This is a genomic window from Croceitalea sp. MTPC6, from assembly GCF_036985525.1.
In the GTDB taxonomy this organism is placed as follows: Bacteria; Bacteroidota; Bacteroidia; order Flavobacteriales; family Flavobacteriaceae; genus Croceitalea.
Genome location: NZ_BTGR01000007.1, coordinates 181,192 through 201,943, shown reverse-complemented (window position 1 = coordinate 201,943; position 20,752 = coordinate 181,192). Strand labels below are relative to the sequence as shown.

15 protein-coding genes are annotated in these 20,752 nt (G+C 36.3%); 5 read left to right on the top strand and 10 right to left on the bottom strand.

Features of this window, described 5'->3' with window-relative positions; all coding sequences use genetic code 11:
* Positions 1 to 13: 13 nt before the first annotated feature.
* From AACP56_RS13780 to AACP56_RS13755, 6 genes are all read right to left on the bottom strand, one after another.
* Complete coding sequence (locus AACP56_RS13780; RefSeq protein ID WP_339334959.1) at positions 14 to 2,926, bottom strand: glycoside hydrolase family 3 N-terminal domain-containing protein; 2,913 nt, start codon at positions 2,924 to 2,926, stop codon at positions 14 to 16.
* A 101-nt stretch (positions 2,927 to 3,027) separates the two neighbouring features.
* Entirely contained in the window at positions 3,028 to 3,510 is a 483-nt protein-coding gene (locus AACP56_RS13775; protein WP_339334961.1) for an ABC transporter ATPase, read from the bottom strand.
* Between the two features lies 1 nt (position 3,511).
* Complete coding sequence (locus tag AACP56_RS13770; RefSeq protein ID WP_339334963.1) at positions 3,512 to 4,297, bottom strand: (Fe-S)-binding protein; 786 nt, start codon at positions 4,295 to 4,297, stop codon at positions 3,512 to 3,514.
* A 10-nt stretch (positions 4,298 to 4,307) separates the two neighbouring features.
* Complete coding sequence (locus tag AACP56_RS13765) at positions 4,308 to 5,630, bottom strand: (Fe-S)-binding protein (protein WP_339334965.1); 1,323 nt, start codon at positions 5,628 to 5,630, stop codon at positions 4,308 to 4,310.
* An 8-nt stretch (positions 5,631 to 5,638) separates the two neighbouring features.
* Positions 5,639 to 6,604 (bottom strand): MlaD family protein, encoded by a 966-nt coding sequence (locus tag AACP56_RS13760; protein WP_339334967.1) that lies wholly within the window; start codon positions 6,602 to 6,604, stop codon positions 5,639 to 5,641.
* Between the two features lie 52 nt (positions 6,605 to 6,656).
* Complete coding sequence (locus AACP56_RS13755; protein ID WP_339334970.1) at positions 6,657 to 7,910, bottom strand: N-acetylmuramoyl-L-alanine amidase family protein; 1,254 nt, start codon at positions 7,908 to 7,910, stop codon at positions 6,657 to 6,659.
* Positions 7,911 to 8,041: 131 nt separating this feature from the next.
* Between AACP56_RS13755 and AACP56_RS13750 the strand changes: the two genes are divergently transcribed.
* Positions 8,042 to 10,795 (top strand): putative LPS assembly protein LptD, encoded by a 2,754-nt coding sequence (locus tag AACP56_RS13750; RefSeq protein ID WP_339334972.1) that lies wholly within the window; start codon positions 8,042 to 8,044, stop codon positions 10,793 to 10,795.
* A gap of 27 nt (positions 10,796 to 10,822) precedes the next feature.
* Positions 10,823 to 11,203 carry a Rid family detoxifying hydrolase gene (locus AACP56_RS13745; RefSeq protein WP_339334974.1) on the top strand — a complete coding sequence of 127 codons (381 nt, stop codon included), beginning with the start codon at positions 10,823 to 10,825 and terminating at the stop codon, positions 11,201 to 11,203.
* On the opposite strand, the gene AACP56_RS13740 is transcribed toward AACP56_RS13745, so the two are convergent.
* The 4 genes from AACP56_RS13740 to AACP56_RS13725 all read right to left on the bottom strand — a co-directional run bounded on the left by AACP56_RS13740 (position 11,196) and on the right by AACP56_RS13725 (position 18,715).
* A complete protein-coding gene (locus tag AACP56_RS13740; protein WP_339334976.1) occupies positions 11,196 to 12,047 on the bottom strand; it encodes an N-acetylglucosamine kinase in 852 nt (283 codons plus the stop codon). The two genes, AACP56_RS13745 and AACP56_RS13740, sit on opposite strands and share 8 nt — an antisense overlap.
* A 72-nt stretch (positions 12,048 to 12,119) precedes the next feature.
* The gene (gap, locus tag AACP56_RS13735; RefSeq protein WP_339334978.1) at positions 12,120 to 13,121 is read right to left on the bottom strand and encodes a type I glyceraldehyde-3-phosphate dehydrogenase; all 1,002 of its coding nucleotides are present in this window, start codon (positions 13,119 to 13,121) and stop codon (positions 12,120 to 12,122) included.
* A 25-nt stretch (positions 13,122 to 13,146) separates the two neighbouring features.
* Positions 13,147 to 14,133 (bottom strand): 6-phosphofructokinase, encoded by a 987-nt coding sequence (gene pfkA, locus AACP56_RS13730; RefSeq protein WP_339334981.1) that lies wholly within the window; start codon positions 14,131 to 14,133, stop codon positions 13,147 to 13,149.
* Between the two features lie 136 nt (positions 14,134 to 14,269).
* Positions 14,270 to 18,715 (bottom strand): translocation/assembly module TamB domain-containing protein, encoded by a 4,446-nt coding sequence (locus AACP56_RS13725; RefSeq protein ID WP_445227741.1) that lies wholly within the window; start codon positions 18,713 to 18,715, stop codon positions 14,270 to 14,272.
* 66 nt (positions 18,716 to 18,781) lie between these two features.
* Between AACP56_RS13725 and tsaD the strand changes: the two genes are divergently transcribed.
* Genes tsaD through AACP56_RS13710 form a run of 3 tightly spaced genes read left to right on the top strand, consistent with a single transcriptional unit; the run spans position 18,782 to position 20,751 of the window.
* A complete protein-coding gene (tsaD, locus tag AACP56_RS13720) occupies positions 18,782 to 19,804 on the top strand; it encodes a tRNA (adenosine(37)-N6)-threonylcarbamoyltransferase complex transferase subunit TsaD (protein ID WP_339334983.1) in 1,023 nt (340 codons plus the stop codon).
* Between the two features lie 3 nt (positions 19,805 to 19,807).
* Positions 19,808 to 20,137: a TfoX/Sxy family protein gene (locus tag AACP56_RS13715; protein ID WP_339334985.1), complete on the top strand. Its 330-nt coding sequence runs from the start codon at positions 19,808 to 19,810 to the stop codon at positions 20,135 to 20,137.
* Between the two features lie 17 nt (positions 20,138 to 20,154).
* Positions 20,155 to 20,751: a GNAT family N-acetyltransferase gene (locus tag AACP56_RS13710; RefSeq protein ID WP_339334987.1), complete on the top strand. Its 597-nt coding sequence runs from the start codon at positions 20,155 to 20,157 to the stop codon at positions 20,749 to 20,751.
* Position 20,752 lies beyond the last annotated feature (1 nt).

Genomic DNA, 20,752 nt, shown 5'->3' with positions numbered 1-20,752 from the left:
TATATTTTATTTGCTAATTGATAATAGAATCATAAATCGCTTGTTGGATTCTAGTTCGCAATCCAGATTTTACAAGAATATTGTTTCTTGAAGATGGGTAAGTCCTATTGGACAAAAAGACATATACCAATTCTTCATCTGGGTCTGCCCAAGTATAAGTTCCTGTAAAACCGCTATGTCCAAAACTTTTTCTTGAAACACAACCACAGGTTGGCCCACTATCTTTAAGCTGTGGCTTATCAAAACCAACACCTCGCCTAACATCTTTATCGCAGAAATAACACTTATTAAATTTTTCTATAGTTCTAGCATCTAAGTAGCGTTTGCCGCCATAGCGTCCACCTTGAAGATACATTTGCATAATTTTTGCGACGTCATTGGCATTTCCAAACAAACCTGCATGTCCTCCTACTCCACCTTGCATTGCCGCTCCCATATCATGGACATAGCCTTGTACGGTCGCATAACGATAATAATTATCTTCCTCTGATGGAACTATCTCTTTTTTCTCAAACTTTTCTATGGGGTTAAAACTAGTCCGAGTAGCTCCCAAAGACTTGAGTATAAAATCATCAATAAGTACATCAAGTCGTTTTCCTTCGGTGTCCTCTATATATTTTTTAAAAACATAATAGGCGACATCACTATATCGATAACGATTGGATTTTAATTCCTGACGCCCTATTCGATTGTAAATTGAGTCTTTATATGCATCGGTCAAATAAAGCTTATCTGTAACTCTTATACTAAAACCGTCAGATGGTCTATTCCTATAAAACTCTGGTGAAGGCTGCCGTTTTTTGTCTAATGTGCTTGCGTAGAATGCTATCCATGCTGGTAATCTACCATAGTGCGATAATGCTTTTAGAACAGTAACATCTTTTAAATCTGACTCAGCATATTGTGGAATTAAATCCTGGAAAGTATCGTTCAGTTCAATTTTATTGTCCTCTTCCATTTTCATTAGTAATGGCAAAGTGGATAAAATTTTAGTTAAAGACGCTAAATCATAGATATGCTTATCAGTAATACTATCTGAAGAATTGTATTTTGGTTTTCCAAAATTTTTTTGATATACGATCTTACCTTTCTTTGCAACCAAAACTTGAGCACCAGGAAACATTAAAGAATCCATTCCAATTTGCACCAAACTGTCCACAACCTTAAGTTTAGAACTACTTAAACCTACACGTTCTGGAATACTATAGCCTAAACGTGCAATCTCCTTAGTTTTAATACTTGTTTTGACTGGGAAAGCTGTACTTACCGAAACTGGCAATTCTCCTTTTCCTGGTAGTGCACCAAACAGTACTTGAGCAGTTTTCTCTTGAGCAATTTTACTATTCTGGTAACCGATGATAGCGGCATCAATACTGCTAAAGTTTACTACATCAAGTAATGCATATGGTTTTGCAAAAACTGTCAAAACAGTATTGCTTGTGCGTAATCTTGAGATTTCTTGTAACCAAAATAATTCGTTTTTAGAAAACTTATAACCTTTCCATGGGCTATCATTATTTTTATGAAAACCTATAATTACCAGATTAAAATTTTTAAGTTTCTCGCGATACCCAGCAATATCTTTGGCTTCAATTTGTGTAACTTCAGCATACTTTTTCAATGTATTGTAAAATGGTGTTCCGTCATCATCACCAAATTTCACATAGGCAATTCTTTTATTGTCCAAATTTTTAATTGGAACTAAATCAAATTTATTTTTTACAACAGTTATTGCATTTTCAATCGCCTCTTCATAAATAACATCGTTCTCTAGATTATTTATGTCTTCGTACAAATTATCAACAACCACAGGTTTATAATCTTGCAGTCCAGCCTTATATTTTGCCATCAATATTTTCTTAACAGATTCGCTTAATCGCTGTTCTGTAATCAAGCCATAATTATAAGCTTCGATTATTTTTGATTTTGCGTTCTTTACATCAACCGGCATTAAAAGAATATCATTACCAGCCATAAACGCAGAAAGCTCTACCTCTCCTTCAGGAGCGAATTCTGAAACAGCCTTCATATTCAAGGCATCCGTAAACACCAAACCTTTGAATCCAAGTTCTTTTTTAAGTAAATCTGTAATTATACTTTTTGATAGTGATGAAGGATATCCTTCTTTCTTTTCCAAGCTCGGAATATCTAAATGGGCAACCATTACACTGCTAAGCCCATTTGCAATAAGCCTCTTAAATGGGTAAAGTTCAATACTATCCAAACGTTCTTCGGTAAAATCTAGATATGGAAGTGCTTTATGGGAATCTGTCTCAGTGTCACCATGACCTGGAAAATGCTTACCTGAAGATAAGACACCTGCCCGCTCCATCCCTTTCATAAAAGCAATCCCCTTATGGGCAACATTCTCTTTATCCTCACCAAAGGAACGGTTACCAATGATTGGGTTTTTTGGATTGATGTTGATATCTATATCCGGAGCAAAATTGATATGCACTCCCAAGCGCTTCGCATGATTCCCAATTTGGTGTCCAACCTTTTGTACAATAGAATCATCCTTTACAGCACCTAGCGTCATATTCCAAGGAAAGGCATAAGTGGAATCCAAGCGCATGGCTAAACCCCACTCCGCATCCATTCCTATTAACAGTGGTATTTTTGATGCAGCTTGATAAGCATTGGTCAATTTTGCTTGGCGTCCAGGACCACCTGTAGAGAAAATTACACCACCAATATATTCTTCTTCAATAAGTTTCTTAATAGCATCAGTAGCATTTTTATCCTGACTTGATGCTACACTAACCATAAACAACTGTCCTACTTTTTCTTCAAGTGTCATTTCAGTGTACCTATCTTCCACCCATTCCTGCTGTGCAATGGAATCTGCTGTAACCAAGGGGTTTACTTGTCCATGTACAATAGTAAAAGCCAATAAAGAGAAAAGAGAGTAAAAGTATTTACGCATACTAAATTGTCTAGGGCATCAACTTAAAGCAAATAAAAATATTGTATTTCATCGAAGAAACTGAAGAAAATAGGGGAAATCAAACATATTTGGGATAAAATTCACATAAAACGGGCATGCCAACTTTCTGAAGCAGGCACTTCCCAGTTCTCCAAATAATCTTGTTTTGTGGCTACTAGATTGTTAAAAACTACGGTGTTTTTAGAAACTGCACGCTCTTTCGCCATTTTTTTGAAGTCTTTTAGGTCTTTATATGCAACATATTCTCCTTGCTTGTAAGATACATTCATTTTATCCAATAAATTCACATTGTACTTTTTCTCCAGACTTTGAATATAATGCACTGAAGCATCTATGGAACAGCCCGATGCATTAGCTTCTGTTTGATCTAGTCCAATTACAATAAAACGATTGTATTTAATCTCAAAACCAGCCTTTAAATCACTACCGTGAGCAGTCCACTGGGTCAGAAATGTGTTCAGCCCAACTGTAACCTCATCCATTTCTTGTTTGGAAAAACTACGGTTACATTGATAAATCCAGATTCTCGATTCACCTGGTAAAGATTCAAAGTCAACTAGCATTTTAAATAGAATTTGCGATAAGTTCAGCTACGTCCAATACAGTAATATCTTCTTCTTTTTCATGTGCTTTAATCCCGTCTGTCATCATTGTATTACAATATGGGCAGCCGGTAGCGATAATATTAGGATTAGTCTCTAAAGCATCTTTAGTACGTAACACATTGATGTCCATATCTCCTTTTTCAGGTTCTTTAAACATCTGTGCACCTCCTGCCCCACAACACAGAGCAGTCTTTTTGTGGCGTTTCATCTCTATAATATCCGCATTGGTTTTTTGAAGAACATTTCTTGGAGCGTCATAAACTGAATTTGCCCTTCCTAAGTAACACGGGTCGTGAAACGTAATTCGCTTCCCTTTGTAAAATTCACCCTCAACCTCTAAACGTCCGTTATCAATAAGTTCCTTAATATATTGTGTGTGATGAACTACGTTATAGTTACCACCCAAACTTGGATATTCATTTTTAAGCGTGTTATAGGAATGTGGGTCACATGTTACGATACGTTTTATTTCGTGGCCATTTAAGATTTCAATATTCATCATAGCTTGCATCTGAAACAAAAACTCGTTGCCAGCACGCTTTGCAACATCCCCTGTACAGCTCTCTTCTGAACCTAAAACAGCAAAGTCAACATTAGCTTTATTGAGTATTTTAACAAAAGCCCTAGAAATTTTTTTAGCTCTATCATCATAACTACCTGCAGAACCAACCCAAAATAAGATTTCAGGCTGTGTGCCCTGCGCCATGAATTCTTCCATAGTCTTTACCTTAAGTGTTTCACTCATAGTTTTTGATTTATTCGTTTACCCAGTTTAAGCGATCCATCTGATTATAGGGCCATGGCGCACCATTGTTTTCAATATTGGACATCATATTGTTCAACTCAGTAGGAGCAGCGGATTGCTCCATCACCAAATAGCGCCTCATTTCCACAATAATGGAAAGGGGGTCTATACTCACAGGACAAGCTTCTACACAGGCATTGCAAGTGGTACATGCCCAAAGTTCTTCATTGGTAATGTAATCTCCTAAAAGCTGTTTTCCATCATCAACAAAAGTTCCCTTGTTTTTGTCCATGTTCTTACCCACCTCTTCCAAGCGGTCGCGAGTATCCATCATTATTTTTCTGGGTGATAATTTTTTACCTGTCTGGTTTGCAGGACATTCCGAAGTACATCTACCACATTCTGTACAGGTATAAGCATTCAATAATTGCACCCAACTTAAATCCATTACGTCCGAAGCTCCAAATTTTTCAGGTTCGGCAGTATCTTCTGCCGGAGCGGCAAATGGGTCAGCTGAAGGGTCCATCATCAATTTAACTTCATTGGTTACGGCCTCCAAATTATCAAACTCCCCATTTGGCTTTAGTTTTCCATAGTAGGTGTTTGGAAACGCAAGTAGAATGTGTAAATGCTTCGAGTAATATAAATAGTTTAAAAAACCTAATATCCCTAGAATATGCAACCACCAAGCTGTACGCTCTATCATTATTAAATTGGAGATTGATATACCATCAAATAATGGGGCTATGAACTGGCTTATAGGAAAAGATCCTGCCTCAACATAATGTTCAGCCCCTAATTGCTGCAACTGAAAATCTGCAGCATTCATGGTCAAAAACAAAAACATCAACACCAACTCAATATAAAGAATTAGGTTTCCATCTTTTTTCGGCCAACCTTCCATTTCTGGTTTAATAAATCGTTTCAGTTTAATAATATTTCTTCTTATCCAAAAAATTACCACGGCGACAATAACCAAAAATGCCAGTATTTCAAAAGAACCTATTAAAAAATCATATGCAGAACCTAATGGGGCAAAAATTCTATGCGTACCTAATAAACCGTCTATAATGATTTCCAGTACCTCTATATTGATAATTACAAAACCAACATACACTATGATATGCATAAGCCCGGCAATTGGCCTTACCACCATTTTGGTCTGACCAAGGGCTATTCTCGCCATATTTTTCCAACGCTGGGACTTATTGTCACCAACTTCAACGGCTTTACCTAACTTTATGTTCCTGGATAGTTTTCTAACGTTTCTAACAAAAAAACCAATACCTAATAAAAGGGCAATCGCAAATAAAATGTTAGGAAGATATTGCATATAGTTGGTTAGTTATTATTCTTAGCTGCAGGATCGTTTTCTGGAAGCTCGTATTCTTTTTGTTTCTTACCAAAAACAGAAACATTAACATAACGCTTAGGGTTCAGTCTAAAGTCCTGAAGTAGTAAATCCAATTCACGTGAAGCATTGGAGAGGTTATCATATAACTCATCATTGTTAGCCATTTTACCTAAGGAACCTTCACCTTTTTCGATTTTTCCCAATATTCCATTTAAGCTTGAAATTGTCGTCTGTAAATTGTTCATTGTTTTAGCCAAATCAGCTTCTACCAAAGATTCTGATAATTTGGCAAAATTTGTACTCGTGGTATTGATGTTTTTAATGGAACTGTCTAATTGAAGCTTGTTGCCTTCTAAAAGTTCATTCATGGCACTCGCAGTAGTTTGGAAATTTCTGACCAGTGTATTTAACCCCGCAATACTTTGGCGAAGTTCTCTTTTGGTTTGGTCATCCAAGACATCATTAAAATTCATAAGCAATGAATCCGCATTGGAAACAGCCCCCTCGACCTTTAACTGCAAGGGAGTTAATTTTTCTTGAACCAATGCAGTAAGTCCTGGTTTAATATTTGCGCTTAGGGTATCTCCAGATTTTGCCATTGGGGCATTGTCAAATACTGGTTTTATTTGAATTCCTTTTCCACCAATGATGCCAGTGTCATATAACTCGGCCTTACTGTTTTTTGAAAAATTAAAATCGCTATTGACAGAGAAAGTAACCAATAGTTTTCCTGAGTCGTCCTTAAAACGGATACTGTTTACATTTCCAACGCTAAATCCATTTATTACAACCTCAGTTCCTGGTTGTAAACCACCAACATTGTCATATACCGCATAAAATGTTTTGCTATTGTCAAAAATTGAAGATGCTTTTAAATAGCTGTATCCAAATATGACGCAAAGGATACCAAGAATAACAATAAGACCTGTTTTAACTTCTCTAGATAGTTTCAAAGGTTTAGTTTTCTGTTCTAAACAAAATTAGGAATAATTTTAAGACATATGTTTATTGAACTGGAACAGATTTTAAAGCTTCCTGTAACGGGATTCTAACTCCGTTTTTATAAGCAACTATATACGAAGTGGTATACCCCTTAGCATCTGCATTGGATTTAAGCAATTTAGCTTTTAAATAAGAGTTGGTATTGCCATACATGTAGCGATACAAATTTTTAACAGGTTCTTTTGATAAGGTATTTAAACCTTTAAAATTATTACCATCCAAAGGGATAATCTTGGAGCTTGCCATTAATTGTACCTTAAAAATCACGTTATCCGCAGCCACAGTTTCCATTTTTTGTGGCTTAGTTTCTTTGGTCACTATCTTTGTCGCTTTTACAACATCTGGAGCTTTCTCTTCGGTTTTTACAACAATTTCCTTTTTTGGTGGCGTGATAACTTTATCTTTAACTTCTTTTATAGGTTCATCATTTTTAACGATAACTTCTTTAGGGGTACTTTTATCCAATTCTATAAGATTGGCATCAACCCCATCTTTATAACTTAGTATAGCATTGGCAATAGCGGTACCCATTTCATTTTGCCCTTTTGCTGAATTCAAATAAGCTCCTTCACCTTTATTGGTTAAAAAACCTGTTTCTACTAAAACACTGGGCATGAATGTTTGGTGAAGCACAATAAAACCCGCTTGCTTTACTTTTCTATCCTTACGTTTTAACTTCTTGGCAAAATTGTCCTGCATTAATTTTGCCAACTGAATACTTTGCTCAAGAAATTCCTCCTGCATAATCGTCAATCCTATTACGGACTCAGGTGAGTTTATGTCGTACTTTGCATATTTTTGTTCGTAATTATCCTCTAAATATATTACCGAGTTTTCCTTTTTTGCAACCTCAAAATTTTGCTTGTTGGCATGCAGCCCAAGCACAAAAGTTCCTGCACCATTGGCATCCGATGTATGGGAATCACAATGTACAGAAACAAAAAGGTTGGCGTTAGCTTTATTGGCTATTTCCCCTCTTTCAAAAAGGTCCACAAAAGTATCGTCATCCCTAGTGAATATAACTTCTATGTCTTCTTTCTTATCCAATAGCTCCCCTACTTTAAGGACTATTGCCAAGGCAATATCTTTTTCCAGATATCCATTTCCAAGGTTTCCCGGGTCATGACCACCATGTCCAGCATCTAAAACAACAATAAATTTATCTTTCTGTGGTGCTTCGGTATTATTTTTGATAAAAGAAGTAAAGAGCAAAAAAAGTGCACTAAAGAGTATTGGTAATAACCGATTTTTAATCATAAGAGCATTTCATTTTCAATGTTCAGCCTTGGTTAAATTTATCGTAATGTCCAATTAACAGAACAAAAAATATATGTAAGTTTGAGCTTCAAAAACCAAGCCAACCTGCTACAAAAATAGGATTTATCACGTTGCAAGCAAACAAACATCTTCTTCTTTTCCTATTGGTGCTGGTAACAAGTGTGCAATTTTTGGCAGCCCAAGAAGACCCAATTACACCATTGCCCATAAAAGCAGTAAGAGATACGTTAACTGCACCCCTGCTACCACCAAATATATTAAATGATTCTATCCTGGTTGATTCTATTGGCCAAGACTCATCACAAAACAAAAAGCCGTTATTACTCGATAAGATAAAGTATAAGGCAAAAGATTATGTGAGATTGAGTCAAAAAGAAAATAAAATCTATTTGTACAATGAAGCCGAAATCTATTATCAAGACACTGAGCTTAAGGCAGGTATCATTATAATGGATTATGTAAAAAATGAAGTATATGCAGGCAGAATAAAAGATTCTACAGGCACCTATTCGCAATTGCCATATTTTAAACAGGGAGAAAATGTAGTGATTCCAGATTCCATTCGATTTAATTTTGATACTCAAAAAGCATTAATATGGAATTCAAGAACTGAGCAGCAAGCTGGTGCAGGTTCATTGGGAACTGATGCTATGAAAGTACTTGCAGAAATAACCAAAAAAGAAAACGATTCAGTTTACTTTTTAAAGTCTGCTAGACTTACCACATCAAAAGATACCCTAGATCCAGATTATTATATTAAGATCCACAAAGCAAAGTTTGTTCCTGGAAAAAAAATAATTGCTGGGTTCAGTAACATGTATTTGGTGGATGTACCTACTCCAATTGCATTGCCCTTTGCCTATTTTCCATTAACAACCGGTAGAACTGGTGGGCTAATTTTTCCAACTTTTACCAATGATCCAAGAAGAGGCTATGCCATACAAAATGGAGGGTATTATTTTCCAATAAGTGATTATGTGGATTTTAGTATTCTAGGGGACTTCTTTACCAATGGTAGTTATGGATTTAGGACCCAATCCATATATACAAAACGATACCGCTACAGAGGTACCGTTAATTTTAGGTATGAGAACCAAATTACCAGCCAGAAAGGGTTTGATGATTTTTTAAGAAGTACGCTTTACAATATTCAAATATCACATAGCCAGGATCCTAAAGCGAGTCCCAATTCTAGATTTTCTGCTCAAGTAAATCTAGGAAGTAGTCAATATTTCACCAATTCATTTAATCAAATTAACGTACAGAACACTCAGAACAATAACCTGTCCTCATCTATTTCCTATTCTAAAACATTTCCCGAGTATCCATCGGTAAATGTAAGTTTAACAGCTACACATAATCAAAACATTAGCAGCAATGCCACTTCTGGAACTGATAACATCACCTTGACCTTACCCACCTTACAGGCAAGTATGGAACGTATATTCCCCTTTGCAAAGCGTGATGGAATTAAAAAGGGAATCATACAAAATGTCAACTTCCAATACAACGTTAGGGCGGAAAACCGTATTCGTACCAATGATGAAGATTTTCTAACAGGCAGAATGTTTGAGAATGCCCAAATTGGTGCAAGACATACCATTCCATTGAATACAAACTTTAAGGTAGCCAAATACTTTAGTGTTTCTGTTGGTGGTAACTATGAGGACATATGGACGGCCCAAACTTTCCAAAGAGGTTTAGACCCCAATAACCCAGACAGCAATGCAGAAGTAGTATTGGACACTATTAACGGTTTTGACAGGTATAATCGTTACGGATTAAGCGCAAGCATAGGAACAACCATCTATGGAACGTTCAATTTTGGAGAGGATAAGAAAATTCAAGCTATTCGTCATGTTATGCGTCCTTCTATAGGCTGGGGTTATACACCTTCATTTGAACAATTTTATGATAGTTATACAGACCTAAATGATGAGGAGGTATTGTTCAGTAGATTTGAAGGGACTTTAAATGGTGCTCCAAGTTTAAATAAATCCAATTCAGTTAGTTTCTCCCTGCAAAATACGTTAGAAGCAAAAGTCAGGGATAAAGATTCTACCAAACTAGAACCAAAAAAAATAAAGCTCCTCAGTAATTTTAATCTTTCCACCGCTTATAATTTTGAAGCAGATTCCCTAAAATTAGCTCCAATAGGTTTTAATGGAGGGACTAGTATCTTGAACAATAAGATGAACATTAACTTTTCTGGAAGTATGGATCCTTATGCCGTTGACAACAACGGCAGAAGAATTAATACCTTTAATGTTTCCAATGGTGGTAGTCTGCTACGTTTAACAAGAGCCAGTATGAACTTTAGCTATTCCCTAAACAATGAAACTTTTAAAAGAAAAAAAGAAGGTGGAGAAGAAGACAATGAAAGTGCACTGAATGATGAATACCGGGCTAGAAGTGGAGGTAGAACAGATGACCTCTTTGGCTTTGGCCTTAATGATGATACTTTTAACAGGAACAGTAGTAAAAATAATGATGATATAGAAAATCCAATTTATGGCACGGTAATTCCTTGGGATTTACGCATGCAATTCACCACCTCTTATAACAATAGCAATAGACAGAATGAATTTGGCACCGCCTCTTTAATGTTCTCTGGCAATATTTCACCCTCACCAAGGTGGAGCGTAAGGATTTCTTCTGGGTATGACTTTCTTGGCCGCAACAATAACAACAAACCAGGTTTTACACAAACACAACTTGGTTTTCAACGAAACTTAAAGAGTTTTGATCTTCGTTTTAATTGGGTACCTTTTGGGCGCAACGAACGCTGGGACTTTTTCATAGGGATAAGCAGTTCCATTCTACAAGACTTAAAATGGGAAAGTAGAAGTCAACGAATAAGATAATTCAGAAAATTAACAAAGAAGTAAAAGATGAAAAAGATAATTACAACACCAAATGCTCCAGCTCCAATTGGACCTTACAATCAAGCAACGTTAATACATGAGACCCTTTACATTTCTGGACAAATTCCGATAGACCCAGCTACAGGAGAATTAGTAGAAGGAGATATCAAAAAAGAGACTACACAATCTATGGAAAATCTAAAGGCAATATTAGCAGCAGCTGAAATGACTTTTGAAAATGTAGTTAAAACTTCAATTTTTGTAAAGGACATGCATCAGTTTAGTGAAATAAATGAAGCTTATGGTGCATATTTTAACTCCAAAACTGCACCAGCTAGAGAAACTGTAGAAGTTGCCAATTTGCCAAAATTTGTAAATGTGGAAATATCTATGATTGCAATTAAATAGTGCTTTTATGGAATTCAACCAAGCCATCTATTGGTCGTTGTCTAATTACCCCTAAAATAAGATCATTGCGGTGTACGACCGTTGCCAGTTCTTCCCTTAAGTAATAAGCAATGCTACCTACAAAACTCACAGGTACTTTGGTGGCCAACTCAAACTGCATAATATAATTGTTTACAAATTGCTGAAACGCTTTGTCGATAACCCCACGGCAGTACGGATGGTCCTTATTTTCAACAATAAATTTTGCAAACGTTGCCAAATACGTATTTGGGTTGGGCTGCTTGTACAGATGTTCTTTTATTACGTCTGCATCCAAATCATACTCCTTAGCGAATTTAATCCCTAAATCTTGGGGCATTTTATGGAAATAATAATCTCTTAATAGTTTTCTGCCAAAGAAATTGCCACTACCGTCATCCATTAGGATATAACCTAATGATGTTACTTTCTGAAATAATTGATGGCCATCATAATAGCTACAGTTAGAACCGGTTCCCAAAATACAGACTATTCCCTGATGACCTATTTTAGTAGTTGAATAAATTGCCGCATAGGTGTCTTCCCTCACTTCTGTTTTTGCATCGGGAAAAAAATCATTGAAAATTTCCTTCAAAAACTTCTTCATTCTATCCGTGCCACATCCGGCTCCATAGAAATATAGGTGGGTTACCTTAGCCCTATTTTTCGATAACTCAAAATTATTGGCCAGACGATCTTCAATTACCTCTCTTGTCAATACCTCTGGACTAAGTCCCAAAGTTTGTGTAACAAAAAGCTGTTCTCCTTTTTCATCCAGTGCAATCCAATCAGACTTTGTGGCGCCACTATCAACTATTAAAATCATATGTTCTAAAATAAGTATTCCTGAAAATAAAGAATTTATCCATTATTTTCAGGAATAATTTAAGGGCTATATTTAAAGGCTAGCTACGTGCTGCGCTAAATCTATCATTTTGTTGGAAAAGCCTGCTTCATTATCATACCAAGAAATTAGCTTGAAAAACTTTGAATTTAATTCAATCCCAGCTCCAGCATCAAAAATACTTGTATGTATGTCAGAAACGAAGTCTTGAGAAACAACAGCATCTTCCGTATAACCTAAAACTCCGTTCATTTCTCCTTCAGAAGCTGCTTTAAAGACTTTTTTAATTTCTTCGTAAGTAGTTTCTTTTTCTAATCTAACTGTTAAATCAACAACGGATACATCTGCAGTAGGCACTCTGAATGCCATACCTGTCAACTTACCTTCCAAAGCCGGAATAACCTTGGTAACGGCCTTAGCGGCACCAGTAGATGCTGGAATAATATTCAACATTGCACTTCTACCACCTCTAAAATCCTTTTTAGATGGTCCATCTACAGTTAGTTGGGTCGCAGTAGTTGCGTGGACAGTGGTCATCAGTCCTTCCTCAATTCCAAAATTGTCGTTCAATACTTTTGCAAGCGGAGCCAAACAGTTTGTTGTACAAGATGCGTTAGAGACAATTATATCAGAGGCTTTTACCTCGTTGTGATTTACACCCATAACAAACATTGGTGCATCTTTTGAAGGAGCAGAAATCACTACTTTTTTTGCCCCACCATCAATATGGTACTGAGCTGTATCCATTGTGGTGAAAATACCAGTACACTCAGCTACAATATCAGCACCTGCTTCATCCCATTTTAAGTTTTTTGGGTCTCTTTCCGCTGTGATTCTAATGGTTTTTCCATTAACTACCAAATGTCCATCCTTAACATCTACTGTACCATCAAATCTACCATGAACAGAATCATATTTAAGGAGGTACGCTAAATGCTCTACATCCAAAAGATCGTTAATGGCAACAACGTCAACGTTATCTCGCTTTACCGAAGCCCTAAAGACTAATCTACCAATTCTTCCAAATCCATTTATACCTATTTTCACTTGTGCCATTCTTTTGTTTTTAAAAAAGTTGAAATTATGTTGTCATTATATCTGAAACTCGTATAAGCTCCTCGTCTATTGCTGTATGTGCACTTATCGCGTCTTTGATTGGGACCAATACCAATTTGGTATCACGAATTCCAACCATATAATTTGTTTTCCCCTCCTGCAAGGCTTCAACCGCCTTTACACCCATTCTACTAGCTAAAACCCTATCAAAACAGGTAGGGTTACCTCCTCGTTGCATATGTCCCAATACTGAAACCCTAACATCATAAATTGGAAGGTTTTCCTCTACATATTCTTTCAGCTCAAAAACATTCTTTCCAGTTTTATCACCTTCAGCAACTATTACTATACTAGAAGATTTACCAGATTTTTTACTCCTCTTTAAAGAATCTAGTAATCTTTCCAAACCTAAATTCTGTTCTGGAATCAAAATTTCCTCTGCTCCTGCTCCAACACCAGCGTTCAATGCAATATGCCCTACATCTCGTCCCATAACCTCTACAAAAAACAAACGATTATGAGAACTTGCAGTATCTCTAATCTTATCAATTACATCTACTACAGTATTTATTGCTGTATCAAAACCAATAGTATATGATGTTCCAATGATATCATTGTCTATGGTACCTGGAATACCTATAACTGGGAAATCATACTCTTCATTGAATAATTGGGCGCCGGCAAAGCTTCCATTGCCACCAATGACCACAAAAGCATCAATTTCTGCCTTTACCAATTGTTCATATGCTCTTTTTCTACCCTCGGGTGTTCTAAAGTCTTCGCAACGAGCAGATTTAAGGACCGTACCTCCCTTGTTAATTATGTTGTTTACGCTTCGTGCATCCATTGGTTTAAAATCACCATCTATCATTCCTTGATAACCTCTGTAAATCGCAACGCATTCCAATTTCATAAATGCACAAGTACGAACAACAGAGCGTATTGCGGAATTCATACCAGGTGAGTCACCACCTGAAGTAAAAACCGCTATTTTTTTGATTTTCTTGGTCATTTCAAATTTTGAGAAATCAAAACTAGCAAACTTATTCCAATAAAAGAACGTCGTATTGTTCTATTTATCAATGCATAAACAACTCAAACGTTTTCGCTTAAAGTTTTTTTAGGTTTCAAAAAAAATAGTGGGAATTTTAGGGTTGTGGAAGCTCTTTTTTAGTGTAAAAACGGATAAGACTATCTTTTCCCATGACATTGCCAGACGATGGAGCTGCTTTCGTTTTCTCTGGTTTCTTGTCTTTCTTTTTAAGTACTTTTTGCATTAGCTCTTTAAAAGTATTAAAATCTACTTGATACGATAGACCAACACCTTGGGTATAGCCCTGCTCCCCAAAAAATTGTTGAATTTGATTTTCTCTGTTGAATATTTTTGCCCTAAGCGTACCATCTTCATTAATTAGAACTTCTACCTCTACATCTCCGGCCACTACAGTTTCAGAAAGTCCCCCAACCGGAACACCTACCCTACCGTTTACCAAGACCCTGTCAGAAATCTGTGTGGAGACAGTTACCCCTATTCTATCTTGGGTAAATAAATCTGCTTGCTCATCAGTATAACCTTGCTCATAAGAAACTCCAAAATTTAACTTGTCATTATCACCCGCCAGTAGTTGGTTCAAATAACCTGATGCTGACTGTAGGGCATTACCTATAGCAGCTTGACTCGTAATGTTGGTTTGCTCACTCCAAAAAGTACCTTGTGCCAATAAGAAAAAGGCGTTATTGCTTTTAATGGTAGGGTCTTGCAACCGATATTCCAGTTCTGATTTTATTACCGAGTTTGTGCCTGGGAACTCTATATCAAAATCGATTAGCGGACTTTCTAACTCTCCATTTAAAAGTATGACCACTTCGGTAGGTATTCTCCCAGTAAACCCATTATCGTCAAGCAGGGGTGCAGGATTTGCATTAAGTGGATAAACTGCTTCCATATCCAATGTGGCTTCCAAAGGGTCACCTTGCCATACCACTCTACCGCCTGGTCTTACACTAAAAGTTTTATCTATTAGACCAGCTCTTTTAAAATTGTATTCCCCCGTTACACTAACAAACTCACCATACATATTAAATTTTCCGTTGGTGTTGATCTCTATCAATAAAAGTCCGGCACCAGTTCCTTTTAAAGAGCTTCCGGTATTTTGATCAATAACAATCTCAACTTCAGCATCGGGAGTTACATCCAAATCAAAAGCCATTTCAATACCCTGGTAATCGTCAAGTACTCTTTCCTCTTCAAAAGATTTAACTTCATTTTTATCTATAAAATTGATGAAAGAATAGTCCCCAACAGTGGTTAGATCACTTAGAGGTATTTTTAGAGAACTGCCTCTGGCTGTGGAACCTTCAAAATTTATGTTCAGAGCATTTGTGGAACCAAAAATACTGCCTGTACCATTCACAAAGCCCGTTCCATAATACAAAGCCTCTTCATTAAACTCCGTGTTCAATATTAAAAAGCGGTTGTCGTTAGTATCTAAATTTAGGTTCAGCATCCAATCGTCAAAGCCCGTGTGTGAAATACTACCATCTAAGGTCGCGTTTGTACGCTCTGCTATATCTGTTAACTCAATATCATCAAAATTAAACGAGCTACCAGATAAGATAATTCTGGACCTAGGGGCAAAATCATAGTTAACATTCAAATAAGGAATTCCAATGCCCGCATCCGTTAAAGTCAGCTCACCATTAATCTCAGGATTTCTAGCATTCCCAGTAATTTTTGCTTGTCCACTAAGCATACCGCGAATATTGGAAATAACATCTTCCCCTAATGGGGCAAAAGGCTTCAAGTTAAAGTCATTAAAAGAAGCTGATAAATCCAAGGTGGTTTTTCTTTGGTCAAAAACTTTACCATTGATGTTCATTTTTTCAATACCATCTTTTCTTAGCCAAGTATTAACACCAAATTCTGTTAGGTCGTTATTTCCAAAAATCATCATTTCCAAATCTCCAAGTTCAATTTTATTTACTGCGAAATCTTTAATGTTCAAACTTGATGTTGGGAGGTATTTATTATCCTTTTGCAAAATATTTAAAAAGCCATCCACCTGGCCATCCAATTTAAGGCTATCGATTGCAGGTGTAATTTTATTAAGTGATACTATTTTAAACTGAAGTTCCAAATCTTTATACGTTGAATCTGCCAATTCCCCCCGTAATCGTATCTGTTCCTCTTGGTTGTTGTTCATTACAATTTCTCTAATTGTAATACTATCCAGGCTTTTGTTAAGTATAATTTTGTTTTTGTCATTACCATCTTCATTAATTACCCAATTATTATCCTTAAAGCTTACATCTGACTTTTTTAGTCCTATAACGGACCTATTTTCTTTATCAAAAGTGTGGTAAAAATTTAGGTTATAGGCATCATTATATTGACTGCCACCTTTAAATTCCGTCCTAAAAAATAAAGTGTCCTTAAGCTTTGTATTTATTAGGTTAAATTCCTTCACATCATAATAAACCGTGGACATATTTTCTACGGACAGAAATGTATTAAAAAGTGGGTTCTTATTATCTATCTGTAATTCAACATCATTGAATGCATTTTTGTAAGCTGCAATTTCTGGGGACTTGAACGTTAATTTAAAATCTCCCTGATCTGCTATAATATTCCCCCTGATAAATGTCTCAGGTCCTAAACTGACTTCAGGAAAAAACACACCAACAAACTTATTATAGATTTTAAAGTTGAAGTTAATGCGCTGCCCGGGGGAAATCTCATAAGGCTTATAATTTGTGTAGATACTTCCTACCGAATTTTGAATTAGTTTCCCAAGTTCGCCAACCTTGTACTTTCCTTTTAAATAACCAGAAACAATATCAGGTGATTCTATTTTTATGGTTCTGACCGTGTCTTCTTCAAAAGTTGAAGAAACTGCAAAATCATCAAAAAAGTAGATCTCATTTTTGTTTTGATAGGTCGTATTTTCAAACTTTACATCACCACTTAGGTTATCAAGTGAGTTCCCGGAAATATCCATTTTTACTTCACCCTTAAATATAGAGATACTATCATTGATAAAGTTCATGAGCTTCAAATCTGCATAATCGACATCCGCACTAAAATTAAAGTCATTACGCTCTTCACTAAAGTCCGCCAAACCTTCAAAATCAAAACGTAAGTTTCTATCGTTACAGATAAGGCTCCCATCAAAAAGTTCATCCTTTAAGATTCCAGAAACCTTGATGTCGTTGTATTCGTAGTCATTGAATTCCAACTTATAAATTTCCCCTATAGCTTCCGTATTTAGATATTCTGCTATAAAGCCCCGCCCCTCTACATTTACATCTAATGATGTTTTACCAAACTTTGGATTATCTATAAAATCCCCTAGATCAAAATCTGTCAACGATATAAAGCCCCTATAAGAGGCATCATCAATATTATTAATATTGGTCATTTGTAGGTCAGAATAGCTACTACCAATAGCAGTATTTAAGTTTACTTGGGCGTCAATCGATGTTTCTGTTACCTCGGCATCACCTCTAATTGTAAATTGCCCAAACTTTTGAAACGATGTTGGAATTGTTTTACCAAGAATATTGGGCAGCAGTGCACGGAGTTGATAATAACTTGAAGTAACATTGTCCATTTCCGCATTCATTACAAAAGGCTCTGTTTGTCTAAATAAGTTTTTAAACTTAAAATCCCCTCGTATACCCGTGTTATCTGAACGAAGTATCAAATCCTTAAAAACCAAATCATTTAGCACGCCTTCCGCTTTTGTTGAAAACACTGCTGTTTTATCTGTTCCAAACTCATTAAAATAGGTATTAACCTCATTAAAAGCCACTAAGGATTCATTGAATTCCGCTGTTAGTTTTACTTTGTCTAAAAATTCTTTGAAGTCTTCCCTGTTGTAATCAAAAACTATGCTCCCAATCAATTTTGACTCTGGGGTTTTTATGGACAAGGCGTCAAAACGCATTTGCTCTTTTGTGTATTTAAAATCGGTAGCCAAATTGTTTATTCGCAACCCTCTTTTACTAGCTAGTGACAATTGGTCCATCTCTAAAGAAACTTCGGGACCTATAATTTGGAAATCACTGGAATTAATTTCAATCTGGGAGAAATCCAAAATAGTAACGGTTTCCAAATTTTCATCAGAAAGCTTATATCTACTTTCTGATAAAGCAATACTGGACGAAGACATAAAAAAGGGAGGCGTACCAGGTTCCCTAGGTTTACCATCGTCCAATTTATCTACAAAAACATCAAGGTTCGTATCATTTTCCCCTGCATAAGTCTTCATATTTAAGTAAAGACGGTCTACTTCAATATCCCCAAACTCCAAAGTCCCATTAATCATGTTACCAATACTCAAAACCGATGTGGTCAATTTATGAATATGTATGAGGGTATCTTTTTTGTAATCTTCAACATATATACCTTTTATGTCCGCACTCATGGAAAACGGCGAAAACTTAAGTCTTTCTATGTTTATGCTCGTTCCAAATTCTTCATTCAAAGTATCTGTAGCATATCTAGCAAGACGGGTTTGCACCACAGGCAAAGAGAAGATTATTGATGTAATTACTCCTATCAAAAGAAGAATCAATACGATTCTGAGCAGTATTTTTTTAAATTTTTTGATAGTGTATTACCTTTTATCTTTGTACGACCAACTTTTGTTCCAAAATAGGTGAAAAGTCAAGAAAATTATATTCTAGCCATAGAATCATCATGTGATGATACTTCCGCCGCGGTGCTTTGCAATAAAAAAGTGCTCAGCAATGTGGTGGCAACACAAGAAATACACAAAAAATATGGTGGTGTTGTACCTGAATTGGCATCAAGGGCACATCAACAAAATATAGTTCCAGTTGTACATCAGGCGTTGGCTCAAGCAAATATCGATAAAAAACAACTATCAACCATAGCATTTACTAGAGGACCTGGGCTCATGGGCTCGTTATTGGTCGGAACATCTTTTGCCAAATCATTGGCATTGGGTTTGGATATTCCCCTGATTGAAGTAAATCATATGCAGGCCCATATATTGGCGCATTTTATAGAAGATAAGGAGCAAAAAGCACCCAAGTTTCCATTTCTAGCAATGACCATAAGTGGAGGGCATACCCAAATCGTTTTGGTTGAACATTATTTTAAAATGGAAATCCTTGGGGAAACTTTGGATGATGCCGTGGGGGAAGCATTTGACAAAAGTGCCAAGCTCTTGGGACTCCCTTACCCTGGCGGTCCATTGATAGACAAACATGCGAAACTGGGAAATGAAAAAGCCTTTGAGTTTCCCAAGCCAAAAGTGGAAGGTCTAAACTTTAGCTTTAGCGGTTTAAAAACGAGTATTTTATATTTTATCCAAAAGAAAACCAAGCAAGACCCTGAATTTATCAAAAATAATTTGAATGATATCTGTGCATCAATTCAGTTTACCATTTTGGAAATACTGATGCAGAAATTAAAACTTGCCGTTAAGCAGACCGGAATAACACAAATTGCCATTGGCGGTGGTGTAGCAGCTAATTCTGGAATACGTTCACGCTTACGCGATGCGGAAAAGGAATTGGGCTGGGAAACGTATATTCCCAAGTTTGCTTATTGTACTGATAATGCCGCTATGATTGGAATTGTTGGATATCTAAAGTTTTTGGAAAAAGATTTTGCTGAACAAAATATTGCTGCTAAGGCTAGATATATCATATAAATTATGGCCTACGATGAGAGATTGGTTTTAAGGATAAAGGCGGCTTTAAAAAGTTTTCCTGAAAACTTTACCGAAAAGAAAATGTTTGGTGGAGTTGCTTTTTTACTTGAAGGAAAAATGACAATTGGCACCATTAACAATGATTTAATGGTCAGAGTGATTTCTTCAAAAATTGATAGAGAGCTTCAAAAGGATTTTGTGAGACCTATGAATTTCACTGGAAAACCGATGAAAGAATTTGTTTTCGTTGGGTTAGATGGTTTAAAAAGTGAGGAAGACTTACAGTATTGGGTTGAATTAGGGGTCGAACATGCAAAAGAAAAGTTGAAGTAGTATATCAATTCAAAATAATGGACAGTTGGTTAGATAAGATTGAATTGGAGCTAAACGGGGTTAAACTAATTCCGTTAGAAAAACAGCATAAAGAAGCTTTATTAAAAGCTGCATCGGATGGCGACCTTTGGAAACTTTGGGTCACTTCGGTTCCATCAAAGGATACCATAGATGAATATATAGCTATAGCCCTTTCTGAACAGCAGTTGCAAAAATCCTTGCCTTTTGTTGTAGTGGACACAAAAACAAATGCCATTATTGGTTCAACCAGATTTTGCAACGTTGATGCATCAAACAAAAGATTGGAGATAGGTTACACTTGGTATTCAAAATCTCATCAAAGAACTGGTGTTAATACCAAGTGTAAATTGTTGCTGTTACAACACGCTTTTGAAAACTTAAACGTCATTGCTGTAGAATTTAGGACGAATTGGTTCAATTATGCATCTCGGAAAGCAATAACGAGACTTGGCGCCAAACAGGATGGGGTTTTAAGGAACCATAGAATGAATAGCGATGGCACCTTAAGGGATACTGTGGTTTTTTCGATTATCAAAAACGAATGGCCAACTGTAAAAAAATCATTACTTTTTGAGATAGAAAAACACAGTTAAA

Coding starts and splice junctions, on each gene's coding strand:
- AACP56_RS13780 (WP_339334959.1), bottom strand. CDS start 2,926: ATGCGTAAATACTTTTACTCTCTTTTCTCTTTATTGGCTTTTACTATT.
- AACP56_RS13775 (WP_339334961.1), bottom strand. CDS start 3,510: ATGCTAGTTGACTTTGAATCTTTACCAGGTGAATCGAGAATCTGGATT.
- AACP56_RS13770 (WP_339334963.1), bottom strand. CDS start 4,297: ATGAGTGAAACACTTAAGGTAAAGACTATGGAAGAATTCATGGCGCAG.
- AACP56_RS13765 (WP_339334965.1), bottom strand. CDS start 5,630: ATGCAATATCTTCCTAACATTTTATTTGCGATTGCCCTTTTATTAGGT.
- AACP56_RS13755 (WP_339334970.1), bottom strand. CDS start 7,910: ATGATTAAAAATCGGTTATTACCAATACTCTTTAGTGCACTTTTTTTG.
- AACP56_RS13745 (WP_339334974.1), top strand. CDS start 10,823: ATGAAAAAGATAATTACAACACCAAATGCTCCAGCTCCAATTGGACCT.
- AACP56_RS13740 (WP_339334976.1), bottom strand. CDS start 12,047: ATGATTTTAATAGTTGATAGTGGCGCCACAAAGTCTGATTGGATTGCA.
- gap (WP_339334978.1), bottom strand. CDS start 13,121: ATGGCACAAGTGAAAATAGGTATAAATGGATTTGGAAGAATTGGTAGA.
- pfkA (WP_339334981.1), bottom strand. CDS start 14,133: ATGACCAAGAAAATCAAAAAAATAGCGGTTTTTACTTCAGGTGGTGAC.
- AACP56_RS13715 (WP_339334985.1), top strand. CDS start 19,808: ATGGCCTACGATGAGAGATTGGTTTTAAGGATAAAGGCGGCTTTAAAA.
- AACP56_RS13710 (WP_339334987.1), top strand. CDS start 20,155: ATGGACAGTTGGTTAGATAAGATTGAATTGGAGCTAAACGGGGTTAAA.